Origin of the sequence: Alicyclobacillus suci (genome assembly GCF_017329615.1) — a bacterium.
Lineage (GTDB): Bacteria > Bacillota > Bacilli > Alicyclobacillales > Alicyclobacillaceae > Alicyclobacillus > Alicyclobacillus suci.
Genome location: NZ_JAFMTW010000001.1, coordinates 112,700 through 138,408 on the forward strand (window position 1 = coordinate 112,700; position 25,709 = coordinate 138,408).

Here is a 25,709-nt window from a genome sequence, read left to right on the forward strand (position 1 = left end):
TGGAAGACAAACACGGCACCCTTGGAGTTTCCTCCTTGGGCGCCGTTTTATATCTCAGCGCTGTCATGCAGTCTGCATTTCAACAGCTTCATCCGCTCCCGCCTGAGACCTGCTCTTTTCCAACGCGTAACCGACTTTGAGTAGTAAGCCCTCACGAAATGCCGGGCCGATGAGTTGCACACTGACCGATGCACCGTCCCGCCGTGCATATGGGACATGCAAACTCGGAAAACCGGTCCACTTCGCAGGTTGCAACTGGTGCAGCCACGCTTGTGCCCCTCCACGTACATCGCCTTCTACCGCAGACTTCACATCGGACGGATGGACGGTCAACGACGGGGCTACCAACACGTCTACTGAGCCGAACGCGCGATTCATCTGTGCGCGCAAGCGCGACCGGGCTTGTTGAGCTTGAACGTATTGGACGACACTAGGTGCCTCCTCTCGAAGCGCTCTCTGACCCCCGACCCCAGCTCCAGATAACGCGGCCGCACAATCTGTCAACGCGCCGCTCGACAACATCGGGATGGACACGGGACGAACGTTTGCACCAAGTGCTTCCAAACGTCGAATCGCAGCGCGAACGCGCGATGCCACTGGTTCATCGACCTGTCCAAAAAAATAATCTTCCTCCACGCCTATCGTAAGCCCATGCAGATGAAGTCCAAAGGATGTAGACAGGCTCGAGTGCAAGGCAAATCCTGCAGACTGCCTGACGTCCGAATCCACCAAACCGGATAAGAGCACGGCGGCGTCCCACACCGTTCTCGTGGTAAATCGCAAATCATTCAATACGCCAGCAAGGGAGCGCTCACCTGGTTGACTGAGCCCAACATGTGTGGGTCGAAAGTCAATCAAGCCATATCGAGCGATTTCCACGATGGCATCATCTGCTACAGTACCCTTACTGGTAGAGGCAATTGTGATGCCGTTCTTTACAGCCGTCGCCTGGGAGGCAGGTGACATATCTGCACACACAGCACCTGCCGATTGCAACATTGTCACAGTCAATGCGTCAGGTGTGCCAGATTTCATAACCCGTATCGAGGAACTGTGTGAACTGGCCTCAACCAGCGCACTACAATGATGAACCAACCGAACATCCATCGGTATGCCGTGAAGCGGCCCCCGATACTGACCCAGCCCGATTTCTCGCTCTGCCTGTTTTGCTGCTGTCAACAGGGACGTTTGATAACTGCACACAGACGCTTCGGACCGTTCTGCTGCTTCCATCGTTTGTGCAACCACGGACTGCGCCACTTCAACCGGTGACACTTCCTGTTTTTCAAGGAGTGGCGCGAGTTGTTCAATGGACAGACACGACAATTTCAACCCCATCCTTGCCACCTCCGGTCATCCATCAACCTCAGAACGGCTCTACCGTAACACAGGATTCCGACATATCCTCAGTTTATGTTCTATATATTCACACAAGAATGTGCATTTTGACAAGAATTATTGCGACCACGCTCTATTTTCGTCAAATTATCTAACGTGATTCACATGTAAAAAAGGCACTCGGCAAATCCGCACTATCTGCGGTTTCCGAACGCCCGTTTGCTACCTTCGTATTGGTCATCCAAACTAACCCAAATTCCTCCATTCAAGCAAATCGATTCACAGAGAACGGTTGTAAATCGACGTGTACTTCCTGTCCCACAGCAAGATTGGCCACTTGCATGCCTGAGTACGCACCCAACGTCAGGCCGCTTGCCCCGTGCCCGGTCGCTACAAATAAACCTTCAATACCCGGGATGGATCCTAAGATTGGCAAGCCATCAGGGCTCGTGGGGCGCAAGCCAACGCGCATATCAACAATCTCGGCGCCACCAAGCCCTGGCGCAATTCGCAGCGCCTCGTGCAAAATCTCCTGCATGCCAGCGGCTGTCATCCGCGTGTCATAACCGCTCCCCGTCTCCCGCGTCGCACCAACCACGACGCGGTGCGACGGAAAAGTCAGCATATAATGTGAATGAAACCCGACAAGAATTGGCCAATTCCCAGTGGATTGCGGCATCTCCAAGTGAAGAATTTGCCCCTTTTGCGGCACCACCGGAAGGTCTACACCGACATCGCCAGCCACAGCGTTAGACCATGCACCACCACAAACCACGACGACATCGGCAGCAATCGTCTCAGAAGCCACCTGAACACCTACCACCTTTCCACCGCTCGTGCACACGCGCGCCTGTCCGTGAAGACGCGACGCACCACGGCGAACGGCTGCGTTGGTCAGTGCATCACACAGAAGCCGACCATTCAAGCGAGCGGCTTCTGGCATGTAGATAGCCGAGGTCAAATCACCAATCGCCGGAAATAACGCCTTCGCTTGTACACCGGTTAGGCGCTCTAGGTCGCCAAGATTCGGCGCACCCGCCAGCCGCCGCTCCCAGAGCAAGCGCTCGACGATATCCAACCGCAGAGCCTCGTCCTCTGTCGCCGCCAGAAATAGGCCTCCGACCACTTCATACCCTGTGTCAGGCTCACCATCGTCCGCGAGTTGCGCAAGCAGTGCTGGATAGTGCGCCGCAGCCGCATAAGCCAGTGGATAATATACATCTGGTGGACTGATGCTCGACGCAGGCGAGATAATTCCGGCGCCTGCCGCCGTCGCCTTGCCATCGTGCTCCGCATCCACCAGCGTCACCGAAATATCGGCACACGCGAGTTGATATGCTGCCGCAGCCCCGACAATCCCGCCACCAATCATTACGACTTCCGTCGTCATCGCTCATCCGCTCCCTAGAATCCGTAAATCGTCATACCACCATCGACGAAAAGTGTTTGCCCCGTCACATAACTCGCTGCGTCCGAAGCCAAAAAGATGGTCGGTCCAATCAGCTCGTGCAATTCACCGACGCGATTCAGCGGGGTGCGCGCCAGAATCTCTGCTAGATATTCCGGTTGGTTCAATAAATTCTCCGTAAGAGGTGTGCGAAAATACCACGGGCCGATACCGTTGACGCGAACACCATGTTTCCCCCACTCCATGGCCAACACTTTCGTCATCTGAATGACTCCGGCTTTCGCCGCCGCGTAGACGACCCCTGTGCGCAAAGCCACGTGCCCACCGACAGACGAGATGTTGATGATACTGCCCTGCTGACGCCCGACCATCTGGCGGCCAAACGACTGCGCTAGAAAAAACGCACCGCGCAAATCGGTGTCGATAATCGTCTGCCACTGTTCCTTTGTCACATCGAGTGCGGGCGTGCGGATGTTTACACCAGCGTTGTTGACGAGAATGTCTACCGCGCCCGTGTCGTGAATCGCTGTGACCACCTCCGTGACAGCGTCGACATCTGTCAAGTCACACGCATAGGCAAACACCTGACGCTTCGGAAAATACTGATGAATCGTTTCCGACACCTCGGCTAAAGCGACCTCATCACGTCCCATCAACACCACGTCGGCGCCTACTGCAGCGAGACCTATCGCGAGCGCCCGCCCAATCCCCCGACTCGCACCCGTGACGACCGTACGTTTACCGACCAGCGAAAATAAATTCCCCGGAGAGAGCCAACTCTCCGGTACTGCAGAATGCTCATTCGCCATATGGAATTTCCCCTTCGCCGTGAAGATATTGTTGAAACACCTGCCGCACGTCGTCCGGCAATCGTGTTGGTCGTTGTGTATGGTAATCAAAGTGGACGACCGTGACGACACATTCACACAGACGCGTCCCATCCTGCGCCAAGAGATGCGTGGTCAATTCCGCGCTTGAATGTCCTATTTTCGTTACCCACATGCGGGAGATGATATCACGGTGCTCGGGAAACCTCGTTTGCGCGAGAAACTTATAGGATGCGCTGGCCAATATGATGGGCAGCGAGAACTTCTCAAAATGCGCCTCGATAAACTGCACGCGCGCTTCTTCCATAAAAGTGGCATAGCTTGCGTTGTTGACGTGTCCATACATGTCTGTGTCGCCAAAGCGCACGCGTATGGTCGATTCAAAAAACATTGTAACCACCCCCGTCTGAAACTCGTCTGACAACTACCGCGTCGGTTTGCGGGCAATGATAGCGACGGTACAACGGGAGATACAAACCAGTTGATTGCGTTCATTGGTAATCCGAATATCCCACACCATCGTGGTAGCGCCGCGATGAACCGGTGTTGCGACGGCAGTGACGATGCCTTCGCGGGCGGACCGGATATGGTTCGCGTTGATCTCCAGACCAACTGCGGTTAACTTGTCGGTGTTAACGTTGAGCAGTGACCCAAGACTGGCTGCGGACTCGGCCAATGCGACACTCGCCCCGCCGTGCAGCAACCCCATCGGTTGGTGTGTACGCGAATCGACGGGCATCGTCATAACCACTTTATCCGGCGTCGCCTCAACAACTTGCATTCCTAAATGTTCCATTAATGTGTTATGTAATAATTCATCCATTGGCCTACGCTCCTTTTCCAACATTGTACTATAGTTTTTGACTAGCGAACTTAGGCTTGTCCGCGTCATTCACGCAAACGTGCAGCGGCTAGAAGGACGGGCCCTCCGGCTCGCCGGCCCAAGCCGCAGCGAATTTCTTCGTCAGCGCACTGCAAAATGGCGGATGAGTGCTATGCGGGCATCCCATGTATCACGGACAAACGTCCACATAGATGCGTCGTGCTTTGTCCTGTGACCGCGAGCGGCACGCAAAAGCAAGTACACGACTTCCCGTGGAATCTCGAAAAACGTAGAAAAAATCTCTTTTTGGTTGTAATCCAGCAAATCGTAATCGTAACCCGTCAGGAGATGTTCAACGTGTGGAATGGAAAAATGGCACGTATTCATCGCCGCTTTGGCCAGCTCTTCTAACGGAAATCCGATATTGAGGCGCTCCCAATCGATAAAACGGGCGCGGTGGTCGACAAATAAGATATTTGGAAGTGTGACGTCGCCATGAACAACGCCGGATTTTAGAAGCCGATGATGATCTGCCAAGCTGTCGGCAACGTGGTGGAAAGTCTCGTCGAGCAAAGATTCCTGCTGTTCGATAAAGCGGCGAGCGTCCTTCGGCAACCGCTCTGCGATGCCGCCTCGAAGTAAGCGCCTCGCCTGGGTAACTTGCCGCAACTTCTCCCGCCACCGGGGCTTGTCAAAATCCGCTGTGTCGGGCCGGACGTGGTGCATCTCGGCAAGTGCTTCACCTAAGCGACGGGCGTCTGTGGAAGACAACCGAAATGGCCGTCCTTCAATCCAATCAATCAGATAAAACCATTCGTCCTGAACAGCGACATAAGGTTTTCCCGCGACCGTCCGATACCACCTGGGCAGTCCTGTAAACCCTGTCCGGGCAAGGGCTAGATACCGTCGATAATACTGGCGCAGCGCCTGCTCACTCCCGGTATATCGCTTTAATTTTAACACTCCAAAACCCGTCTCGACCTTCGCAGTCACACGCTTCAGGTAAAGCGAATCGTGCCAAGTCATCTGCCTTACCAAAAGCCCATACGTATCCTCTAAAACCTCTTCCAGTCGGCGATTTGGCAAATCCCCCACGAACACCCGCTCCTTCGTAGGTCGATGTCTTCACACCATATGCCAAAAAACCGGATCCGGTTACGGACACCACGCCCGAAAGAGGAGATGCATCCGCTGGATGGCTTCGTGGATTACGTCGGCGTATCTAGACAGCGCGCCGCTGTGATTGTCTGTGCCGGCCGCAGCGACAACGCGCGGCAAGGGATGCCTGCATTCAACCAAGCTAACGTCATCTCATCCGCAATGGTAACCGCAGACTCCGCCTGACACCAAGCCAACAAAGTGGGGCCGGCCCCACTGATGGTCACAGCGAGCGCCCCCGCATCGACAGCCGCTGCGGCGACCTCCTGCGCCCCGGGCACTAAAGGGCGCCGGTACGGTTCATGCAAATGATCGACAAGGCCGCCGCGCAGTAAATCCAAATTATCCGTGGATAACGCCAACATGAGCCGAGCGCACTGAGCGACGTTGTCAATAACTTCTGCACGCGGATACATCGCCGGCAGCACTTTTCGCGCCTCCTCCGTAGACAGCGCAAAATCCGGTGTCGCAGCGACAAACCGCAAACCTTCCGGAATTGGAACTGGCGTCGTGCGCAAGCCGATTTTGTCGCGAAACGCCAGAATACATCCGCCAAACAGCGCGGGTGCGACATTGTCTGGGTGTCCTTCCATCTCCGTCGCCAATTCTAGGAGCCTCGCCAGTGAACGAACGCGGCTTGGCGCGACTTGCTGAATCACAGCGTTGCCAAGCACAATCCCGCCAACAATCGCCGACGCGCTGGAACCAAGGCCCGACGAGACAGGAATCTGGTTGTCAAGGTGCAGGGAAAACGTCGGCAATGCGTCGAGCGGCATCTCGGCGTCCTCAAACACGCAACGCATTGCCTGGACGACGGCGTTCTCCTCCCCCCGCGGCAGGCGCTCAGAGGATTCTCCCGTGACTTCGATGGCAAACGGTGCACCGATGGTCATTCGAAACGTATTGAACAAATCCAGCGCCAATCCGAGGCAATCGAACCCAGGCCCCAAATTGGCGCTGGTCGCGGGCACGCGCACCTCGATAGTCTGGTTCATACGCGGCGCTCCAGGAGTTTGATGACCGCCTGCTGGTCACTATCCACGACTTCTGTCACATCCCCCGCCAGGCGAATGGCGCTATCGGGATCTTTTAAGCCGTTACCAGTGAGCACACAAACAAGTGTCTGTCCGCGTCCCAGCAAACCATGTTGATGGCGCTTGATAAGTCCTGCCACACTAGCGGCTGAAGCCGGTTCCGCAAACAGGCCCTCGCGCGCAATCAGCCGATACGCCTGCGCGATTTCATCGTCCGTCACAAAATCAATCGCGCCACCGGACGCCTTCGCCGCATGCACGGCCTTGTCCCAAGACGCAGGTTTCCCTATGCGAATAGCCGTAGCAAATGTCTCTGGGTGTTCAATCGGTTGATTGCGGACAATTGCTGCGGCGCCTTCGGCCTCGAAACCAAACATGTTTGGCGTCTTTGAAATCTTGCCAGCCTTCGCGTACGCCTCAAACCCCATCCAATACGCGCTAATATTCCCCGCATTGCCGACCGGGATAAACAGCGCATCAGGTGCGGTGCCTAAGACGTCGCAAATTTCAAACGCCGCAGTCTGTTGCCCCTGCAGCCGGTATGGATTCACTGAATTTACCACGGCCATGCCAAGACCATCGGCAATCTCGCGGACAATCGCGAGCGCTTCGTCGAAGTTGCCGCGAATGGCGACAATTCGAGCTCCATATTGAACGGCTTGCGCCAATTTACCCAAAGCCACATAACCATGCGGAATCAGAATCACCGCTTGCATGTCCGCCCGCGCGGCGAACGCGGCTGCAGACGCGGACGTATTGCCCGTGCTGGCGCAAATGACCGTATCTTTGCCCGCTTCCTTCGCCTTGGCGACGGCCAAGACCATCCCTCTATCTTTAAACGACCCGGTCGGATTCGCCCCCTCAAGTTTGAGATAGACGTCATTCTCCAACATCTCACTGAGTTTGCTTGCATACACCAAGGGCGTATTCCCTTCATGCAAGGACAATTGCGGCGTCTGGTCGTCGACAGGCAACCATTCGCGATATGCAGATAATAGTCCAGGCCAACCAACGTAACGATTCTCTACCATCCTATGTCGAACTCCTTTATTCTCTGCCGACGTCACAAAACACCGGGGTGAGCCTTCTTGAGAACCATCAAACTTACTTATCCAGAACGCGATAGCTGAAAGATTCCTATCAACAGAATTTTCATAGAAAGCCAAGAAAACGTCAATCCTAAGATTTTGTAATTAAATTCCAGGAAGTGATGCCGTAATCGACGCCAAACTTACTCCTTTAACACAAATGTCTCCCCGTGCTTCGTCAGCGCGATTTGGTGGCGCCTGTCCGCTGCCGCACGCACCAGTCGATTCAGTGGTTCGTCCAAAGGTTCCCTGGAGAGTACAAACGTATCGTGATGAATTGGAATCAGGTGCTCTGCTTTTGTCGCCAAGAACATCTCCCACGCCTGCTCTGGCGTACAATGCGCACCTTGAAACGTCTCCGGCGCATAGGCCCCTATCGGCATGCAAGTGACCTGTGGTGCAAACTGCGCGACTTGGGCGACATCTTCCGTCATCGCCGTATCTCCAGCAAAGAACACCGACCACTGGTTTCGCCGGATGACGTAGCCCTGGTACCCCTGATCCCGATTCCACGGAAATCGACTTCCCCAGTGCTTCACCCGCGATGCAGTCACCGTCACACCGCACGCTAAATCTATCGTCTCACCAGGGACTAATTCATAGACATTCTGTGGCTTGAATCGCCGAACGAGGCGGGAGGTTTTCTTCGCTGTAACCACTTCCGTCCCCTCGTGAATCACATGGCGCAGACTCGGTAAATCGACGTGATCCATATGTGCATGCGATAACAGTACCAATTGCACTTTTGGGCAATCCGCAATCGACAAAGCCGGCGCGACGTGGCGACGCGGACCGATGGTGACAAAGGGAATATGAACGCCAACCCGTTCAGAAAAGACGGGGTCTGTCAAAATATTGACGCCATCCATGCGAATCAGCAAAGTCGAATGCCCAATCCAGGCAATATACAACCCTTTGTCGTCCCATTGCGCCGGATTTGGCGACACACTTGGCGTACGGTAGGGCGGATGCGGCCAATTACTAGTAGCTCTGCGATATAACAGAAACGACATGGCACCCACCACGGCGACAAGCAGTACAACCACAATCACAACAGTGAGCCAAACCATGTTCAACCGCTCCTATAAAAATAAACTTTACGCATATTCAACAAACAACATCTCGTGACGCCTACCTGGCAACTCAGCTTGTCCCAGGCAACCATTCAAATGGCAAGGCACCGGGCTGCGCACATCAAATGTCCACCCACCCGGCGCCGCCACCGCTGTGGTGACAAATCACGAAGCCGTCTCAGACTTCGGCAACACCGTTGACACAACCATCTGCGATTCGCGCAAATGCTCACGCAACCGCACATTGGCATCCTCTAGTTTCAGAGTTTGCAGCACGTCGACCGTCTGCAAGAAATCGGCGTCGCGCAGACAATACGTGACATAGGATCTAGCTATATAGGACACTTGGTCTAAACTCATCAAAAATCGACCAATTGCCTTTTTGCGCGCCCGCTCAAAATCTTCCTCTGTAATCCCACGCGAAGCCGCGTCAGCCACATATGCCTTTACCCGCTTCACCAGTTCCTCTGGCCGCGGCGCGTTACCGCCAATCACGGTATAGCCATAGTGCGGCGTCAAATCATACTCCCAGGAAAATGCCTTGTCGATGAGCCCATCGCGAAGCAGTTCTCCGTAGAATTTGGTCGTCTTTCCAAATAGCGCATCCAGTACAATCCCTGTCAACAGTTCGCGATGTAGTAACGCCCCTTCCGACAAGGTGCCAACGGTGTCCTTCCAACCGATTAAACACCGCGACAACGATACGGGCAATCTCGTCGTGACGGCTTCCGTGCGCGGTAACGCCGGTTCAGTCGGATATACTCGCTCCACCGCAACAGGCGGGGAAAAAGTTTTACGCGCTTGATTCTTTTCAATCCAATCCATCACCTCAACTGGATTGAATCCACCCACGACGACGAGCACCATATTACTCGGGTGATAAAACGTATGATAGCACGTTAGCAACGTCTCCCGGTCAATTTGGTAAATCGACTCGACGCTCCCGGCGATATCGATGCGCACCGGATGCGCCGCATACATCGCGCTGAGCAACTCCATGAACACGCGCCGGTCGGGGTTATCGTCACCCATGCGAATTTCCTGCGCAATGATGCCCTTTTCTTTTTCCACATTTTCGTCTGTCAGGTAGATTTTTTGGACGAAATTCAACAGCGTGTCGATATTTTCCCGAAGATCAGAAGTACCCGAGAAGTAATAGGCGGTCTCATCAAAGGTGGTAAACGCGTTCACGGACGCTCCATGCTCTGCAAATTGGGAGAACACTTCCTGTTCATCGTCTTCAAACATCTTGTGCTCTAAAAAGTGCGCAATGCCGTCCGGCACGCGTACGGGTTTGCCATCCAACTTGAACTCGTTGTCGATAGATCCGTATTTCGTGGCAAACATTGCAAACGTCTGCCGAAAATCAGCTTTCGGAATGAGATAGACGCGAAGTCCATTGTCCAGTGTCTTGGCAATGACCTCAATTCCCAATGCCGCCTTCGCTGCGCGCTCACCGGTCATTGTGCATCCCCCTCGCCGGTCAAAAAGTAGATGGTATTGGGCTCCAGCCGCTTGGCGGCAGCGACGACGTCATCTTTCGTAACGCGCTGCAACTGGTCGAGCAGCGTCTCAATTTCCCGCTGTTGCCCGCAAAGGACGCCATTGTAATGCCAACTAGTGAGTGACGATGGTTGGTCGAGCAATACTGTATATTGGTTTTGCAAGCCGCGAAACGTGAACGCCATCTCCTCGTCGGTGATGTTTCCCGCCTGTATCGCGGCAACTTGCTCCTCGATAATCTGTAAAGCCTTCTCGTACTGCTTCGGCTCGATGCCAGTCATCACGGCAAGGCTTCCCGTCATCGCATCAAAATGCGACCACACGGAATACGCGAGAGAGTGCTTTTCGCGCACGTTCAAAAACAGCTTCGAGTGCGCGAAGCCGCCGAGCACACCGTTCATCATCAACATCGCCGGATAGTCGTCAGACGAAAAGTTAAGCCCTGTGCGATACCCAATATCCAATTGCGCCTGTGCCACGTCTTGGTGCTCTGTGACATGGCGGAACGACGTTTCAACGCCTGTCCTGAGCGGCTCCACTTGCAACTGCGAACGCATACCACCTTCGCCAATTACCTGCGATAGTTGTCCGATAATCTGCTCAGACAAGGCGTCTGCGTCTTGATACGGTCCAACCAAATACACGTGTACCTCGGCTTCCTTCAGAAGTGTTTGGTAGCAGTCAAACAACACATCTGCGTTCATCGCTTCGAGATCTTCCAAATAGCCCAGACGCGGCAATGCTGCCGCTGTACCGCGCGCGACTTCAGCAAGACAACGCTGCAGGGCATAACCCATCTTGTCATCGCGCGTCGCCTCGATGCGACGGCGGTGCAAATCGATTTCCTGACGCACAGCGTCGTCGGAAAACGCTGCTGTTTTCGCCTCGTGATTCAGCAATACTTCGCAGACCAACGCAAGTGCCTGTTCAACCACGTGATCTCGCGTGATGGCGCGAACGTCCGGAATGTTCGCCGATACCTCCATAATTTGATACTCCCCGCGTTTTCCGAGGCCGGATCGGACGACCGTACCATACAGTTCATCCGCGGCCATCATCAGATCTCGGGTTGACGGTTTCGATTTCGTTCCATTCATCCACATATATGGAAGCATCGCCATCGGCGTGACGTACTCCCGCCGCTGCGGTATATGGAGACGGATGGTTAAATCTTTGGTGCGAAACCGCGTGTGCGGTAAAAAATGGACATTAATACGCCCAGCTTGTCGCGTTATAAAATTCGCCAAAATACCAACTCCCACGTAAGGGTCATCTTCCACATTATACCCAAACAAGACAGCCTGGATGTGGTATAGTTGAGCGTAAGCTTCAAGAATGAATGTCATCTTTCAGGTGTGTGTGATGTCAGAGTATCGATTACAGTGGGTGCGCCGCCTTGCGCGCCTAGAAGTGTATGAAATCGCGAGCATTTTCATGCTCCTTGCGCTGTTCGCCGTATTTGTCGCATGCCCAGAGAGAATTCAGCACGTCCTTGGCTTTACAGCCATCGCCAATCCCTTGGGGTCCAATATCTTGACCGTCTTGTTGCGAGGGGTCACTTGGTTTTATGTCGCGTTCGCGTTGGCCTTTGCTGGCTGTGTGTATATGACGCGCAGGCAAACCGACTCCGTCGCCAGCGGGCTCCATCGATACGCCCGCGTCGCTTTAAGTTTCCTCGCGGTGCTTGTCGTCTTTGATATTATCAATTTTTACATCGCCGTGTTTAACCCGTATGACCACGATGCGCTCCTGCTTCATCTCGACACACAGCTATTTGGCGCGACACCTTCACACTGGTTTGACCGAGTGACGTGTTTGCCACTGACGCTGTTGTTCTGCGGAGCGTACGCATCCTGGTTCATCATGACGTATTTGACGGTCTTCATCATGGGGTGCCGTAGTGAGCAGGCGTTACGCGAATACGTCACCGCAGCCCTCTTGGCGTTTTATATCGGATATAGCACATATTTTTTCGTACCGGCCATCGGCCCAGAGTTTACGACACATTACCAACACAGTATCGGCCCGCTGCTGAAACTCGTGGATGGCGAAGGTCCATTTCTCAGCCGTGACTGCTTCCCCAGTTTGCACACGGGGCTGGCGATAGTCATGCTCATTCATGCATGGCGACACGCCCACAAACTGTTCTGGTTTTATGCGGTCGACATCGCGCTCATCATTCTTTCAACGATGTACCTGCGCGTACACTACGGCGTTGATTTGATTGCAGGTGCCGCACTCGCCGTTGCAGTGTCCGAGCTAGCGCCCGCGCTGACTACTTGGTGGGAGGAATCGCGTGAACGCATGTTGGCACATACGGCCTATCGAGACCGCCCCACCCATATTCACGATGGCGTATCCGAGTGGGTCTGAAGCATGCTCATCAGGTAGTGCTTGCACCACGTAGAATCATTGGTATATGATATAAAAAGTATAGAAATAGCGATGGCTTGTAAGGAGGAGTTTCCGTTGGCATTTGTTATCGCCTCCGCTTGCGTGGGTGCCAAGCACGGGGACTGCGTTGAAACCTGTCCTGTGGATGCCATCCACGAGGGTGAAGACCAGTTCTATATTGACCCTGACCTTTGCATCGACTGCGGCGCCTGCGAAGCCGTGTGTCCGGTGTCTGCTATTTTCCAGGAAGATTTTCTGCCAGAAGAGGAACACGAGTACATCGAAAAGAATCGTGCCTTCTTCCAAAAGTAGTTGTGCTTTCGTTTTTATCTACAAAAGGGATGTCCGTATACACGGCATCCCTTTTTTAACATTTCTTACATCCCCTATCATATGCACAACACGAATCCTATCCAGAACATGACGCTGAACCGCACAGCGCTCCCCAACTGCAGCGCTGGTCTACAACCGCGTCACGACATGGGATTAAGTCGTTTATTCGCCGTCTTACGCTCACCTTCAGCCAACTGCGCTCGGCGCTTCCCCTTTGGCGTCTGCGGACGCGATTTACGGATATTCGGAAGAAGAACGGCCCAGGCGCCAAGTTGCACAAGGCCGAGCGCAAACGATAAGCCCTGCAACTTACCCAGGTGATTCGGCGACTCGTTGACGCACAACGTCAAGAACAGCACGACGCCAATCACCCGTCCCAAGTTCTCAAACCACTCGCGAACGATAATGAACGTCGTAGCGGGTGTGTCATCGCTGACGCTTTCGTCGATGCCGTCGTACACATACCCCTGCAGTGGCACCATGAAAAACGGAAGCGCCGCCGCCGTCAGGCTGCCGTAAATGACGATAGTTGGCGTGTGAATCGGAAACAGAAACAACACCGCTGCCACGCTCATGCCGATGCTGCCGATGCCTATGAGGCGGGATCGATATGTTGCCGAAAGCCGCCCCGCCAAATAAAACGCCAAGAAGGAAAGTCCTCCCTGTAGAAGCAGAAATACGCCTAATTTCATCTCGCTGCCGGTGGCGACATAGACCAGCAAGCCAATCAGGAACATAAATACGCCTTCGCGCAGACCATAAATGGAGGAAGCGGCCATCAACCTAAGCCACGACGACTTGCGCAATGCTTGTACGCCGCGGATTAAATGAAGGCGCGGAAGGGGGTCACTGCGCAAATGAAAGCTAAAAAATGTCGCACCTAGAAACAAGACGAAGGAAATCCCAAACACGATATGATAGCCACTCAACCCGCCGAGAAACACGTCTTCCCGACTGATTAAGACGCCCGCGATGGGGGGTGCGACGACGCTCGCCATCGATGTAATGACCCCGTGTGTCCCAAAAAACGGCTCGTGACCGCCCTTATCTGTATACTCAACGCTTAACACGTCAAATGCGAGCCAATAAAAACCTGCCGCGAGCCCCATTAAAATACCCAGTGCGAACGGCATTCGAGCCGCTCTTTCGCCGACAATCAGCGTGACTGCGTAAAACAGCGCGTGCAGCCCAATTCCAATGCGCAGCGCCATCGCCGTCGACGTGTGTTGCGCAACAACAGCTGCCAACACAAAGGTGAACGGCAACAAGAGGAAAATCGGAAGATTGTACCAGGCAATGGCGGTAAAGCTGTGATCGACCTTAAATACGAAAATATTAACAAACGTATTCGAAAGACTAATCGACAAGTGGAACAAACCACTGACGACCAACAACCACCATGCCATTCTCGGTAGGTGGGAACCGTGTTTGCTCATATGTTCACCTCCTGCCGAAGATTACACGGTATGCGGATAGCTTGCCCGAGAATCGACCAGACAGTCCTCACGGACCAAATTGCGTGCAGCGGGCTGCGGGAGAGCCGAACCAATTGGCCAAGGCGCGCGCCTTCTCCTTTGGCGTTTGCCGCTGTTGTGCAAAATAGGCGTCAAGCAATTTTCGCGCGAGTGGTACCGCAACGTCACTCGACTCACCTCCGCCCGGCACCATCACGGCCAAGGCGACCTCCGGGTGGACCACGGGTGCGTACGCAATAAACAGGGAAATATCGGTCTTTTTTCCCCATTGACTGACTTCTGCAGTTCCCGTTTTACCTGCGACGGAATACGGTGCGCCTTGAAATGCGCGATACGCCGTACCGCCCGGCTGATGGGTCACCTTGTACATCCCATACTTCACGGCGCGCAACTGGTCCGCCGGAATGTGCACGCGACTGACGACCTCTGGCTGCGCTTGGCGAATGACGCGCTTGCCGTCGGCTGACAGCACCGCATCCAGTACGTGCGGCTTGTACCGTACGCCGTCATTCGCGATGGTCATCGCGTACACGGCCAATTGCAGCGGTGTGAATTCTTGCATTTGCCCAATCGCCGCAAAAGCATTGTCGTAAAGAAGTCCGGCATTGGGCACCCGGTGTTGTTGTTTCAACGCCTGCTCCGAGGCCACTAAGTCATAGCGAACAATCGAATGATGTACAGAGTCGTTCGCGTAAAACCGCCCACTCGCTTCACCCGGCAAATCGATACCCGTCTTGGGGCCCAGTCCAAACTTCCACTCCCAGTCCAACATCTGATTCAACCCACGAATCCGATCCCGCTGATTCCAACTACTCAGCGACGCCCCGCGCGGGAGACCGCCGTACCAATTAGCCATCCACATGCCGACCTGATACATATAGGTGTCACACGACGTCTGAATCGCCGTCGCCACGTCGACCGACCCGTGCCCGCCAGGCATCCAGTCGTGTGCCTCATAGGTCCCGACCATCAACTTTCCATTATCTTGAATCCGCGTATACGGCGTAATCACCCCACTGTTCATCGCCGCCAACAAATTGACTGGCTTGACCGTACTGCCGGGATACCGCGGGCTCGTCAGCGTGTGGTTGATAATTGGGGTCAACCGGGTATTTTCGATGTACGACCGGTGTTTTTGATATTCCGTGCTTTGAATAAACCAATTTGGGTTGTAATACGGGTAACTGACCATCGCCAAGACCCCACCCGTCTTGGCGTCGAGCATTACGGCTTCGGCGTCCGTGGGGTCGATATGATGCGCGTTGCGGACCGCTTCCAGTTGGTTCATGACGAGCGTTTGCGCCTTCGCTTGGAGGGCCGCATCCAGCGTCAAGCGAAGACTCTGCCCAGGTGTCGGTGATGGGTTCAGGCCAAAGGCCTTGATGGGTACGCCTGCACTGTTTACCTGCCACGTCCGATAGCCCGGTTTCCCTTGCAGAATCGACTCATACTGACGCTCCACACCCGTGATACCCACCCTTTGCTCTGGCAGATATTTCGCCTTTCGGTACATCTCCGCCTCGCTGGCAGGTTGCGGTTGAATGTAACCTATCAGGTGCCCCCCGAGACTTCCAAACGGATACACCCGCCGCACATCTTCCACACAGTGAATCCCCGGCAATTTGGACTGATGCTCGGCAATGTACGCAATTTGCGCCTTCGATGCGTTCTCAAACAACGAAACTTCCTTGTCCGCCGCATTCTGCTCCATTTTCTGCAGCAATGCCTCAGGGTGCATATGAAGAACCGGCGCCAGTCGTTGGGCGAGCTGCGGGTACATATCGGGATGAACCCCAAACTTGCTCAGCACCACGCTCACCGACGGCGAGTTGTAGGCGAGCACGTGCATATCCTTGTCATAAATCCACCCGCGTGTCGGCAATACGCCCAACCGCGTAGACAAGGTCTTCCCCACTTGCGCCCGAAACGATTTTCCACAAACCACATCGAGGTAGCCTAAGCGAAGGATAAGACCGAGGATGGCCGCCACGACCATGGCATACACCCAGACCAGCCGCGAGCCGTGTGGATTCTCTTCCCATCGCACGAAGCAACCCCCCAACCACGAATCTTTTCCCAGCTTTCCCAGCAAAAACGGCATTCATGTACACAAAAGAACGCCAAAAGACGCGCTCACAAATAGCGCTTCGCCGCACGGTGGAATGCTATGAACGACAAATGGGGTGTGCTACCATTGCAAAAGATGTGGAGGGATGTCCTGTGAAAGGGGAACACGACGAAATACTGCTTGGCGCCAACGTATCAATTGCCAAAACCGGATTACTCGCAGCCGTACAAGAAACGATTTCGTACGACGCGAACACCTTTATGATTTATACGCGCAGCAATCGCGGCGGGAAAGCTCGCCCCATTGAAAACTTCCACCGCGACGAGGCGCTGGATTTGATGCGGACGCATCACATTGTCGATCCGGTCGTCCACCTCTCCTACCTGGTCAACTTGGCAAGCCCGAAACCGGAAACGCGTCAATACGGCCTCGACGTACTGCGCGAAGAAATCGGGCGCGTCGAGTACTTGGGATTCAAGTACATCGTAATGCACCCAGGCTCTCACGTGGGGGAAGGCGAAGCATTTGCCATCCGGCAAATCATCGACGGGCTCAACGAGATTCTCACCGGCGACGAAAACTTGTACCTCTGCTTGGAGACCATGGCGGGCGATGGATCGAAAGTCGGCAACAGCCTCGAAGAGATTGCGCAAATCATCGACGGCGTCACCCATGAGGACAAGCTCGCCGTCTGTATCGACACCTGCCATAATTACAGCTTCGGCTATGACGTGGTCAGCGACTTCGACAACTTCCTCGAGCAGTTTGACAAAACCATTGGCCTCGACCGTTTGAAAGTCGCCCATATCAACGACTCGAAGAACCCGTTTGCGTCGCGCAAAGACCGCCACGCAAACATCGGCGAAGGCAGCCTCGGCCTCGAAGCCATCAAGCGCATCGTACACCACGAAGCGCTTCGCGGCATCCCCCAAATCCTCGAGACGCCAGCCGGCAAGTACAAAGAGGAGATTGACATGCTGTTGAATCGACACGAGGAGTGAGCTGAAGTGGGCGGCCGGCGCGTGGGACAGCCGGATTGAGGTGGGGCGCGAATAGCGCAGATTTTCGACCTTATTGCTCTGCCTAGGCAGCAATGGCGGTAGCGTCAGAAATAAGGTTCATTTGGGACCTTATTGTTGCCCGAAGCACCTCAGAGACCGCGCGCCCCAGTTCCCCAGCCCAGCCTGCCATCCCTCAATCCCGCCGTCCGCCCCAACCAAAAGGAGGGCTCATAGGGCCCTCCCTTGCAAACGTCCATCCACGCATCGCTCCCCGTTACGCCTGGTACTTTTCCGCCGCAATCACGCGCTGTGCAATTCGACGGTGAATCGCCACCGTGTTCACGGGTTGCACACGCGTCAGTTTGCGCAACATCGACAGCTGCGTCCGCAACATATCCCCTTCCGCGATGGAAGCGAGCAACGTTTTCGCCGTCTGTTCGACCATAGCGTAAGCCTTATCGGAAAATGCCACGGTCATGTCAATTTTGTTCTCGGCGTCGTGGCCGGCCGCAATGGCTTTCTTCGTGCGTAGAATGGCGCTTTCCAGCACGTAGATCTGAATCGCGATGTCCGCGATGGCAGCTAAAGCCTCCTGCTCATCTTTGAGCTTCGTTTGATACGTCTGCACCGCCACGCCGCCGACGAAGAGAAAGATTTTCTTCATCATCTCGAGCATGTAGGTCTCGCGCTCAAGCGTATCCCAGTCGCCAGATGGCGGCGTCAATTGCATCAATTCGGCCTGCAGTTCCTGCGCCTTCTGGAGGAGCGGCAATTCGCCCTTCATGGCTTTGCGCAGGAGCGTGTTTGGAATGAGCATGCGGTTGATCTCGTTGGTCCCTTCAAAAATTCGATTGATGCGCGCGTCGCGATACATCCGTTCCATGCCGTAATCCTGGATAAATCCTGCGCCGCCGAAAATCTGCACGCCTTCGTCGACGACTTTGTCGAGCGCCTCCGAGCCGAAGACCTTGAGTACAGAACACTCGAGTGCGTATTCCGCAATGGCATCCGCCACGGCGTGGCCGTCGCTGGTGTCCACCGATTCAAGTGAGACATCGATGTCGCCTGTCGCGCGGTAATTAGCGCTCTCGGTCACGAATGCCAGTGTATTCATCTCGGCAATTTTCTGCTGGATGAGCGGGAAACTAGTGATGGGCTTACCGAACTGTTTGCGGCTGTTGCCGTACACAACCGCGTGCTCGAGAGCGGCCTTCATTGCGCCCACGGCGCCCACGGCGAGTTTGTAGCGGCCAATATTGAGAATGTTGAAAGCAATGACGTGCCCTCGCCCAATTTCACCGAGCAGATTTTCGACAGGCACTTTGGCGTCTTCGAGAATCAGTTGGCGCGTCGAGGACGCTTTAATGCCCATCTTCTTCTCTTCGACCCCCGTCGAAACGCCCGGGAAGTCCTTCTCCACAATAAAGGCGGAAAATTTGTCGCCATCGATTTTGGCGTAGACGACGAAGATGTCGGCAAATCCGGCATTGGTGATAAATTGCTTCGTGCCGTTGAGGATGTAATACTGGCCATCGGCGCTCAACGTCGCGGTGGTCTTGGCACCGAGTGCGTCAGATCCAGACCCCGGTTCCGTCAAGGCGTACGCCGACAGCCACTCGCCGCTAGCGAGTTTCGGCAAATACTTTTGCTTCTGAGCTTCCGTGCCAAAGAACACAATGGGGAGGGAGCCGATGCCGACATGGGCACCGTGGCTTAACGCAAATGATCCGCCCCGCGACAAATACTCCGAAATCAACGCGCTCGTCGCCTTGTCGGCGCCAAGGCCCTCATACGCTTCTGGTACATCGGCGGCAAGAAGTCCCAAATCGCCTGCCTTGCGCAGGAGTTTCACCGTGAGCGCCCAGTCCTGGTGCTCCAACTGTTCTTGCACAGGCAATATTTCGTGCTCGACGAACGCACGCGTCGTCTCAATAATCATCTGATGTTCCTGTGACAAATCTTCCGGCGTAAACACATTTTGCGGGTCTGTGTTCTCAATCAAATAAAACGCACCTCGCGCTGCAGTTCGGGACACATTCGTACTCATGTCAATTCCTCCTATCCTCGTCTCGCGCGGCACCCGCTCAAACGACGCAGGTGGCGCGAAGCATTCCAAGTTACGCGGGGCGCCCAGGTTACCGCAGACGCCGCGCGTTATGCGAGGCGCTCAAAGATACCTGCCGCGCCCATGCCACCGCCGATACACATCGTCACCAAGCCGTAGCGAGCCTGACGCCGCATCATTTCATACACAAGGCTAACTGTCAGGCGTGCACCAGTGCAGCCCAGTGGATGACCCAACGCAATCGCGCCGCCGTTGACGTTGACCCTTTCGTCGTCCAATTCGAGACCGCGAATGACCTGAATCGCCTGTGCGGCAAATGCTTCGTTCAGTTCGATAAGGTCGAGGTCGGACTTCGTCAAACCCGCGAGGCGAAGGGCTTTTGGTACCGCGGCGACCGGGCCGACGCCCATGATGTCGGGATCAACCCCGGCAACAGCGAAACTGCGGAAGGCCGCCAATGGCTTAAGCCCCAATTGCGCGGCTCTATCCGCGGACATCAGAAGCACAGCCGCTGCCCCGTCGTTGGTCTGCGACGAATTGCCCGCTGTCACCGTCCCGTTGAGAGCAAACGCCGGACGAAGTTTCGCCAGCGCCGCCATGGACGTGTCGCGACGGACCCCTTCGTCGGTATCAAACAACACCGTCTCGCGCACCACTCGGCCAGATGAATCAAAGGAAACCCGCTCTATGGGCACAGGTACGATTTCATCTTTAAACTTGCCGCCATCGATAGCAGCCGCCGCGCGCGCGTGACTGCGGACGGCAAACTGATCCTGGTCTTCGCGGGTGACGCCGAAGCGCGCCGCCACGCGTTCCGCCGTGTGGCCCATACTCATATAAGCCGAAGGCATTTGCTCGACGAGCGTTGGATTCGGGGACAGATTAAAACCGACCATCGGAACCATACTCATCGACTCGACGCCACCCGCAATAACGACATCGGCCATGCCAGTCATAATCTGTTGCGCTGCCATGGAAATGGCCTGTAGCCCAGAACTGCAAAAACGGTTGACCGTGATGCCAGGCACGCTCGTCGGCAGTCCAGCGCGTAACGCCACGATGCGCCCGACGTTCATCCCCTGCTCCGCCTCTGGCATCGCGCACCCCATCACGACGTCTTCAATTTCCTCCTTCGCGACTTGCGGTGCGCGCTTGAGCAATTCCTCAATGACGAGCGCACCCAAATCGTCAGGCCGGGTGTGGCGCAAACTACCCTTGCCCGCCTTTCCAATTGGCGTCCGCGCCGCAGCGACAATGACTGCTTCCTTCACACGAGTTCCTCCTTTACAAAAACCGTCTACGTGACCCGTCAATTGCGAAGCGGCTTGCCCTTGGTCAACATGTGAAGCATCCGCTGTTGCGACTTGGGTTCGCCAATCAGGCTGAGAAACGCTTCGCGCTCGAGATCAAGCAAATATGCTTCCGTCACCTCAGTCCCCCGCGGCACGTCGCCGCCCGTCAATACGCGAATGAGCTGATTGGCGATGCGCGCGTCGTGATTAGAAATGAAACCACCGTGCAACAAGTTGTTGACACCGGTCTTTAATAGCGCAGCTCCGTCGCGGCCAATGACGCGCACCCTCTGCGGCTGGCGCGGCAAGTAACCCGTCCGTGCGAGCGACAAGGCTACCTGTTTGGCATCGTAAAGTTGATAGTCGCGATTTAGGCTGATGCCATCGGCCGCACGCAAATACCCAAGGCGCTTGGCGTCCTTCGCGCTGGTCGACACCTTCGCCATGGCAATCGTTTCAAGCGCTTTCGCAATGTAAGGGTCAGGCCGAATATCGACGCCTGGTGGGACATTTTCCATCGCGCGAAGCAGCATTTCCTTCGTTCCACCGCCTCCAGGAATGAGGCCAACACCGACCTCGACGAGGCCGATGTACGTTTCGGCATGCGCCTGCACCCTGTCGGCTGGGAAACACAGCTCAGCCCCACCACCTAGCGCCATGGCGTGCGGCGCGGCGACAACCGGCTTCGGCAGGTATTTGAGCGCCATGCCAGCGCCCTGAAACTGCCGGATGGTAAAGTCCAGCTCATCCCAGTTCTCGTCCTGCGCTTCCATCAACATCAGCATCAGGTTGGCACCCACGCAGAAATTTTTCGCCTCGTTGTAAATCACCAAGCCATCCCAGTTCCGCTCGACCTCTTTGGCTGCAAACGCCATCATCGATACCATTTCACTGCCAATCGCCTGATTCAGCGAATGCATCTCGAGACAGACAATGCCATCCCCAATATCGATAAGGCTGGCGCCACTGTTCTGGTGAATCACGCCGTTTTTCGCCTTCGTATCGGCGAGGGACCACTTCTCCCTTGGCGTCTCAAGTGTGCGATATTCGCCGTTCCCCACGTAAAAGGAACGCCATCCCGGTTCGCGAGATCCGTAGAAACTCGATTGTCCCGCAGCCAACAGTTGCTCGACAAAAGTTGGAATCACTTCTCCTTCGTCGCGCATGCGAGCGACCGATTTTTCCACGCCAATTGCATCCCACATTTCGTATGGGCCAAGCGTCCAGTTGAAGCCCCACTTCATGGCCTCGTCGACGGCTACAATGTCATCGGCGATGTCAAACTGCCGAGCTGCAGTGTACAGCAGTGTCCGCTTCACGACGTCCCAGACAAACTGCGACGCCACATCTTTGCCATAGACGAGCGCTTGCAATTTGTCTTTCAAACTCTTCGCATTTTTCGCAGCCTCGAAAGACGCAGAAGAAATCTTGCGACGGGGGCGGTACGTCATCGTGGCGAGATCGAGCGCAAGAATTTCCCTTCCCTTATCCGTTTTCTCTCGTTTGAAAAACCCCTGGCCCGTCTTTTCACCGAGCCAACGGTTGGCCACCATCGTCTCAATGTAATCGGGCACTTCAAAACTTTTTTTCTCCTCAGCGTCGGTCACCGAATGCAAAACGTTCTTCGCGACATGAACAAAAGTATCAATGCCGACTAAGTCCAACGTCCGAAACGTCGCGCTCTTTGGCCGTCCTAAGACCGGTCCAGTCAACGCATCGACTTCGTCAACGCCAAGACCGTACCGCTCCATCGCCTGCAGCGTCACAAGTAACCCGTAGGTACCAATTCGATTGGCGATGAAGTTGGGCGTATCCTTCGCGATGACGACCCCTTTCCCCAACCGCCGTTCGGCGAATTGCTTCATCTCGGAAACGAGTTGTGCATCCGTTTCGGGCCCTGGAATAATTTCGAGCAACTTCATATAGCGGGGCGGATTAAAGAAATGCGTTCCAAGAAACCGCTTTCTAAACGAAGAATCAAAACCTTCGACCATTTCGGCCAGAGAGATACCTGAGGTGTTGGTCGATACAATCGCGTGCTCGGGCAAAACAGCCGCCAACTTGGCAAGCACTTCGCGCTTGATATCAAGCCGCTCTACCACCGCCTCGATAACCCAGTCGCAATCCTTGAGCTGTGCCAAATCGTCTTCCATGTTGCCAATCATAATGAGCGCCTCGTCAGCTGCGTCATAAAATGCGGCGGGCTTCGCCTTGCGCGCTGCAGCGAGGCCTTTTTCCGCCAGCCGATTGCGCACCTGCCTATCCTGCAGCGTCAGCCCCTTTGCCGCTTCCTCGGGCGACAACTGATGGGGCACAATGTCGAGCAACATCACAGGAATTCCGACGTTTGCCAAATGCGCGGCAATTTGCGCGCCCATGACACCAGCCCCCAATACGGCGGCCTTTTGTACGTGTAAGCTCACGGTGACATCTCCCTTCGTCCACCGATGACTGACTAACCGACCAGTCGGTAGGTTTATGATGATATGTTAGCAGACGACGATACGAATGTATAGAGATCGTTTGCCGTCATCCGGATCACAAGTCATCCTCCTCGTGCATATTTCTTTGTCTTCGTGCAGAATGAAGTTGGACATATTACATCCTTATGTTTATTTCTTTATACGAGAAAGTTTGACAGAAAACCGTAATGGGTCAGGTGATAGGCATGTGGCTTGCGGCTGGTATCATTGGCGTAATGGCTTTGTTAGCGTGGTTGTGGCTATTGTTGTTTCGAGGCGGCTTCTGGAGAATGTCATTGCGGCTTAGCACACAAAAAAATCGTGAGATTGTCGTTTCCAATCCCCCCGATACGTGGCCAGGCGTCTGTGCCATCGTTCCTGCGCGCAACGAAGCAGACATGCTACCGCAGACGTTGCCTGCGCTGCTCGAACAATCCTATGACGGTCCGTTCTCCGTCATTCTGGTGGATGATCACAGTGAGGACGGCACCGCTACAATCGCCCGCAACATTGCGCAGGCTTCCAGTCATCCCGAGCGATTGACCATCATCTCTGCCGATGCGCTTCCACCCGGGTTTGTGGGGAAAGTCTGGGCGCAGCAATGCGGGCTCCGGCACGCCCCGCACGACGCAGAGTTTATCCTGTTTACCGACGCGGACATTCTGCACCCAGCGCACTCAGTCGAATCCCTCGTCCGGAAGGCGCTGTCACACCCGTCGTCTGATCTCGTCTCCCTCATGGTTCGCCTCCGCATCGAGAGCTTTTGGGAGACGCTGCTCATCCCTGCCTTCGTCTACTTTTTTGCGAAACTGTACCCGTTTCGCTGGGTCGGTTCGCCGCACCGGCAGACAGCCGCTGCGGCTGGTGGCAGCATCCTGGTTCGGCACAAACTCGTCCGCCAAGATGACGGTCTGGCCCCGATTGGTGGCGCGTTGATTGACGACTGCTCCCTCGCCCAACTGATTCAATCACGCAACGGTTCCCTGTGGCTCGGCCTCGGCGACGACGTCATCAGCCTACGCGCCTATCCAAAACTGGCAGACATCTGGAACATGGTCGCAAGGTCTGCGTTCGTCCAATTGCACTATTCCACTTGGCTGCTCATCGGTACGGTCGTGGGAATGCTTGTGCTGTACGCCTGCCCTGTGGTCTTCGGGATTGCATCCGTCTGTCTCCTTGGCACTTCCATCCATGTGGTAGGTTGGTCGATTGCTGCCGCGACCAACCTGTGCGCATGGCTGCTCATGTCCATAAGCTTTGTCCCCATGTTACGATGGTACAAAGTCGACCTGTGGAAGGCCGCTTTACTGCCGCTCGACGGCTTCCTCTACACACTGATGACCATCGACTCAGCCCGCCGCTTTTGGCAAGGTCACACAGATGCATGGAAAGGACGGCCTTATCAGCGCAGCGAGCCGGCAGGATGGAAAAGCCGATAATCTTTGGATGTACAATCCTGTGCTGGAGAGTCTAAATGTATCAAAATGAACCTACAGGATGTGCGATGAACGATGGAAAATCAATTTGAGCATCGAATGATCCCCTTGACATCACTGACCAGTGGCCACGCCATTCGAGTGGCAGACGACGTTCTCTGTCTGCCGAATCAAATTGTCAACGTCTTATATGTCACTCACCCTTATGACTCAGGGCGATTTACGCTCATTGACGCAGGCGTTCCGAATTCGGCAGACGAAATCATCGGTTTTGCCAAGCGACACTTTGGCCCAGATGCACGGCCAGATGCCCTTATCCTGACGCATGGCCATTTCGATCACGTCGGCTCCATCCTCCCCCTCCTCACCTCATGGAACATGCCGGTCTATGCGCATCCGAAGGAACTGCCGTTTTTGCAAGGCCAACAAGATTACCCCCCTGCCAACCCCAATGCGGCGAGCGGCCTTGTCGCCAAACTGTCCCCCACGTTTCCGAACCAAGGCATCGATTTAGATGACCGCGTTCAGGCGCTACCTGCGGACGGCGCTATCCCGACCCTCCCCGGATGGCGCTTTATCCACACGCCCGGACACACGCCAGGTCATATCTCACTCTACCGCGAGTCAGATAAAACCTTGATTGCCGGAGACGCATTTACGACGGTAGAGCAGACATCGCTCTATGACGTCTTCACGCAAAAGCGGGAAATTCACGGCCCGCCAGCGTATTTCACACCTGACTGGGAAGCTGCATATACTTCCATGAAACAACTCGCCGGACTAGAACCCGAGTCTGCCATCACCGGACACGGGCTGCCGATGTATGGCGACGAACTCATCGAAGGACTCCATCAATTGGCGAATGATTTTGACGCATTCTGCAACCGTGCGTAACATCTTGCAATCAACTATTGACTGAATCATTGTAAAG

At 54.9% G+C, this 25,709-nt stretch carries 21 protein-coding genes; 5 read left to right on the forward strand and 16 right to left on the reverse strand.

Going from position 1 to position 25,709, the window contains the following annotated elements:
- Window positions 1-63 precede the first annotated feature (63 nt).
- The 11 genes from J3482_RS00705 to yfmF all read right to left on the reverse strand — a co-directional run bounded on the left by J3482_RS00705 (window position 64) and on the right by yfmF (window position 11,499).
- Entirely contained in the window at window positions 64-1,338 is a 1,275-nt protein-coding gene (locus J3482_RS00705; protein ID WP_206921916.1) for an amidase family protein, read from the reverse strand.
- Between the two features lie 265 nt (window positions 1,339-1,603).
- Entirely contained in the window at window positions 1,604-2,728 is a 1,125-nt protein-coding gene (locus J3482_RS00710) for an NAD(P)/FAD-dependent oxidoreductase (protein ID WP_146822487.1), read from the reverse strand.
- Between the two features lie 14 nt (window positions 2,729-2,742).
- Window positions 2,743-3,555, reverse strand: coding sequence for an SDR family NAD(P)-dependent oxidoreductase (locus tag J3482_RS00715; protein WP_206921917.1), 813 nt, complete (start codon window positions 3,553-3,555; stop codon window positions 2,743-2,745).
- The gene (locus tag J3482_RS00720; protein WP_146822485.1) at window positions 3,545-3,964 is read right to left on the reverse strand and encodes an acyl-CoA thioesterase; all 420 of its coding nucleotides are present in this window, start codon (window positions 3,962-3,964) and stop codon (window positions 3,545-3,547) included. The genes J3482_RS00715 and J3482_RS00720 overlap by 11 nt, the downstream gene beginning before the upstream one ends.
- A 33-nt stretch (window positions 3,965-3,997) precedes the next feature.
- Entirely contained in the window at window positions 3,998-4,396 is a 399-nt protein-coding gene (locus J3482_RS00725) for a hotdog fold thioesterase (RefSeq protein WP_146822484.1), read from the reverse strand.
- 141 nt (window positions 4,397-4,537) lie between these two features.
- Entirely contained in the window at window positions 4,538-5,491 is a 954-nt protein-coding gene (locus J3482_RS00730) for a phosphotransferase (RefSeq protein ID WP_206921918.1), read from the reverse strand.
- 113 nt (window positions 5,492-5,604) lie between these two features.
- On the reverse strand, window positions 5,605-6,549 hold the full coding sequence (gene thrB / locus J3482_RS00735; protein WP_206921919.1) for a homoserine kinase: 945 nt from the start codon (window positions 6,547-6,549) through the stop codon (window positions 5,605-5,607).
- On the reverse strand, window positions 6,546-7,619 hold the full coding sequence (gene thrC, locus J3482_RS00740; RefSeq protein ID WP_206921920.1) for a threonine synthase: 1,074 nt from the start codon (window positions 7,617-7,619) through the stop codon (window positions 6,546-6,548). Before thrC ends, thrB begins: the two co-directional genes overlap by 4 nt.
- 200 nt (window positions 7,620-7,819) lie before the next feature.
- Window positions 7,820-8,746, reverse strand: a complete 927-nt coding sequence (locus J3482_RS00745) for an MBL fold metallo-hydrolase (protein WP_146822480.1) — start codon at window positions 8,744-8,746, stop codon at window positions 7,820-7,822.
- 168 nt (window positions 8,747-8,914) lie between these two features.
- Window positions 8,915-10,213 carry an EF-P 5-aminopentanol modification-associated protein YfmH gene (gene yfmH, locus J3482_RS00750; RefSeq protein ID WP_206921921.1) on the reverse strand — a complete coding sequence of 433 codons (1,299 nt, stop codon included), beginning with the start codon at window positions 10,211-10,213 and terminating at the stop codon, window positions 8,915-8,917.
- The gene (yfmF, locus tag J3482_RS00755; protein WP_223204093.1) at window positions 10,210-11,499 is read right to left on the reverse strand and encodes an EF-P 5-aminopentanol modification-associated protein YfmF; all 1,290 of its coding nucleotides are present in this window, start codon (window positions 11,497-11,499) and stop codon (window positions 10,210-10,212) included. Before yfmF ends, yfmH begins: the two co-directional genes overlap by 4 nt.
- 115 nt (window positions 11,500-11,614) lie before the next feature.
- Between yfmF and J3482_RS00760 the strand changes: the two genes are divergently transcribed.
- Together J3482_RS00760 and fdxA are read left to right on the forward strand one after the other, a co-directional pair.
- The gene (locus tag J3482_RS00760) at window positions 11,615-12,625 is read left to right on the forward strand and encodes a phosphatase PAP2 family protein (protein ID WP_188332210.1); all 1,011 of its coding nucleotides are present in this window, start codon (window positions 11,615-11,617) and stop codon (window positions 12,623-12,625) included.
- Window positions 12,626-12,721: 96 nt separating this feature from the next.
- Window positions 12,722-12,958, forward strand: a complete 237-nt coding sequence (fdxA, locus tag J3482_RS00765; protein ID WP_021295877.1) for a 4Fe-4S ferredoxin — start codon at window positions 12,722-12,724, stop codon at window positions 12,956-12,958.
- A gap of 161 nt (window positions 12,959-13,119) precedes the next feature.
- On the opposite strand, the gene J3482_RS00770 is transcribed toward fdxA, so the two are convergent.
- Together J3482_RS00770 and J3482_RS00775 are read right to left on the reverse strand one after the other, a co-directional pair.
- Window positions 13,120-14,415 carry an MFS transporter gene (locus J3482_RS00770; RefSeq protein ID WP_146822477.1) on the reverse strand — a complete coding sequence of 432 codons (1,296 nt, stop codon included), beginning with the start codon at window positions 14,413-14,415 and terminating at the stop codon, window positions 13,120-13,122.
- A 67-nt stretch (window positions 14,416-14,482) separates the two neighbouring features.
- Window positions 14,483-16,501, reverse strand: a complete 2,019-nt coding sequence (locus tag J3482_RS00775) for a peptidoglycan D,D-transpeptidase FtsI family protein (RefSeq protein ID WP_206921922.1) — start codon at window positions 16,499-16,501, stop codon at window positions 14,483-14,485.
- A 173-nt stretch (window positions 16,502-16,674) separates the two neighbouring features.
- Here J3482_RS00775 and J3482_RS00780 point away from each other — a divergent pair, with 173 nt between their 5' ends.
- Entirely contained in the window at window positions 16,675-17,523 is an 849-nt protein-coding gene (locus J3482_RS00780) for a deoxyribonuclease IV (protein WP_223204092.1), read from the forward strand.
- A 274-nt stretch (window positions 17,524-17,797) separates the two neighbouring features.
- On the opposite strand, the gene J3482_RS00785 is transcribed toward J3482_RS00780, so the two are convergent.
- From J3482_RS00785 to J3482_RS00795, 3 genes are all read right to left on the reverse strand, one after another.
- The gene (locus J3482_RS00785; RefSeq protein WP_236017722.1) at window positions 17,798-19,570 is read right to left on the reverse strand and encodes an acyl-CoA dehydrogenase FadE; all 1,773 of its coding nucleotides are present in this window, start codon (window positions 19,568-19,570) and stop codon (window positions 17,798-17,800) included.
- 107 nt (window positions 19,571-19,677) lie between these two features.
- A complete protein-coding gene (locus tag J3482_RS00790; RefSeq protein WP_206921923.1) occupies window positions 19,678-20,859 on the reverse strand; it encodes an acetyl-CoA C-acetyltransferase in 1,182 nt (393 codons plus the stop codon).
- 38 nt (window positions 20,860-20,897) lie between these two features.
- A complete protein-coding gene (locus J3482_RS00795) occupies window positions 20,898-23,303 on the reverse strand; it encodes a 3-hydroxyacyl-CoA dehydrogenase/enoyl-CoA hydratase family protein (protein ID WP_206921924.1) in 2,406 nt (801 codons plus the stop codon).
- Between the two features lie 245 nt (window positions 23,304-23,548).
- On the opposite strand from J3482_RS00795, the gene J3482_RS00800 reads away from it, so the two are divergent.
- The gene (locus J3482_RS00800; protein WP_206921925.1) at window positions 23,549-24,781 is read left to right on the forward strand and encodes a glycosyltransferase; all 1,233 of its coding nucleotides are present in this window, start codon (window positions 23,549-23,551) and stop codon (window positions 24,779-24,781) included.
- Window positions 24,782-24,853: 72 nt separating this feature from the next.
- Window positions 24,854-25,672 (forward strand): MBL fold metallo-hydrolase, encoded by an 819-nt coding sequence (locus tag J3482_RS00805; protein WP_146822471.1) that lies wholly within the window; start codon window positions 24,854-24,856, stop codon window positions 25,670-25,672.
- Window positions 25,673-25,709: the final 37 nt, after the last annotated feature.

Excerpts from the sequence above, each read along its gene's own strand:
- J3482_RS00715 (WP_206921917.1), bottom strand. The coding sequence starts at position 3,555 with ATGGCGAATGAGCATTCTGCAGTACCGGAGAGTTGGCTCTCTCCGGGG.
- J3482_RS00705 (WP_206921916.1), bottom strand. The coding sequence starts at position 1,338 with ATGGGGTTGAAATTGTCGTGTCTGTCCATTGAACAACTCGCGCCACTC.
- J3482_RS00800 (WP_206921925.1), top strand. The coding sequence starts at position 23,549 with ATGTGGCTTGCGGCTGGTATCATTGGCGTAATGGCTTTGTTAGCGTGG.
- J3482_RS00760 (WP_188332210.1), top strand. The coding sequence starts at position 11,615 with ATGTCAGAGTATCGATTACAGTGGGTGCGCCGCCTTGCGCGCCTAGAA.
- thrC (WP_206921920.1), bottom strand. The coding sequence starts at position 7,619 with ATGGTAGAGAATCGTTACGTTGGTTGGCCTGGACTATTATCTGCATAT.
- J3482_RS00770 (WP_146822477.1), bottom strand. The coding sequence starts at position 14,415 with ATGAGCAAACACGGTTCCCACCTACCGAGAATGGCATGGTGGTTGTTG.
- J3482_RS00785 (WP_236017722.1), bottom strand. The coding sequence starts at position 19,570 with ATGAGTACGAATGTGTCCCGAACTGCAGCGCGAGGTGCGTTTTATTTG.
- J3482_RS00745 (WP_146822480.1), bottom strand. The coding sequence starts at position 8,746 with ATGGTTTGGCTCACTGTTGTGATTGTGGTTGTACTGCTTGTCGCCGTG.
- yfmH (WP_206921921.1), bottom strand. The coding sequence starts at position 10,213 with ATGACCGGTGAGCGCGCAGCGAAGGCGGCATTGGGAATTGAGGTCATT.
- thrB (WP_206921919.1), bottom strand. The coding sequence starts at position 6,549 with ATGAACCAGACTATCGAGGTGCGCGTGCCCGCGACCAGCGCCAATTTG.
- J3482_RS00720 (WP_146822485.1), bottom strand. The coding sequence starts at position 3,964 with ATGTTTTTTGAATCGACCATACGCGTGCGCTTTGGCGACACAGACATG.
- J3482_RS00725 (WP_146822484.1), bottom strand. The coding sequence starts at position 4,396 with ATGGATGAATTATTACATAACACATTAATGGAACATTTAGGAATGCAA.
- J3482_RS00805 (WP_146822471.1), top strand. The coding sequence starts at position 24,854 with ATGGAAAATCAATTTGAGCATCGAATGATCCCCTTGACATCACTGACC.
- J3482_RS00710 (WP_146822487.1), bottom strand. The coding sequence starts at position 2,728 with ATGACGACGGAAGTCGTAATGATTGGTGGCGGGATTGTCGGGGCTGCG.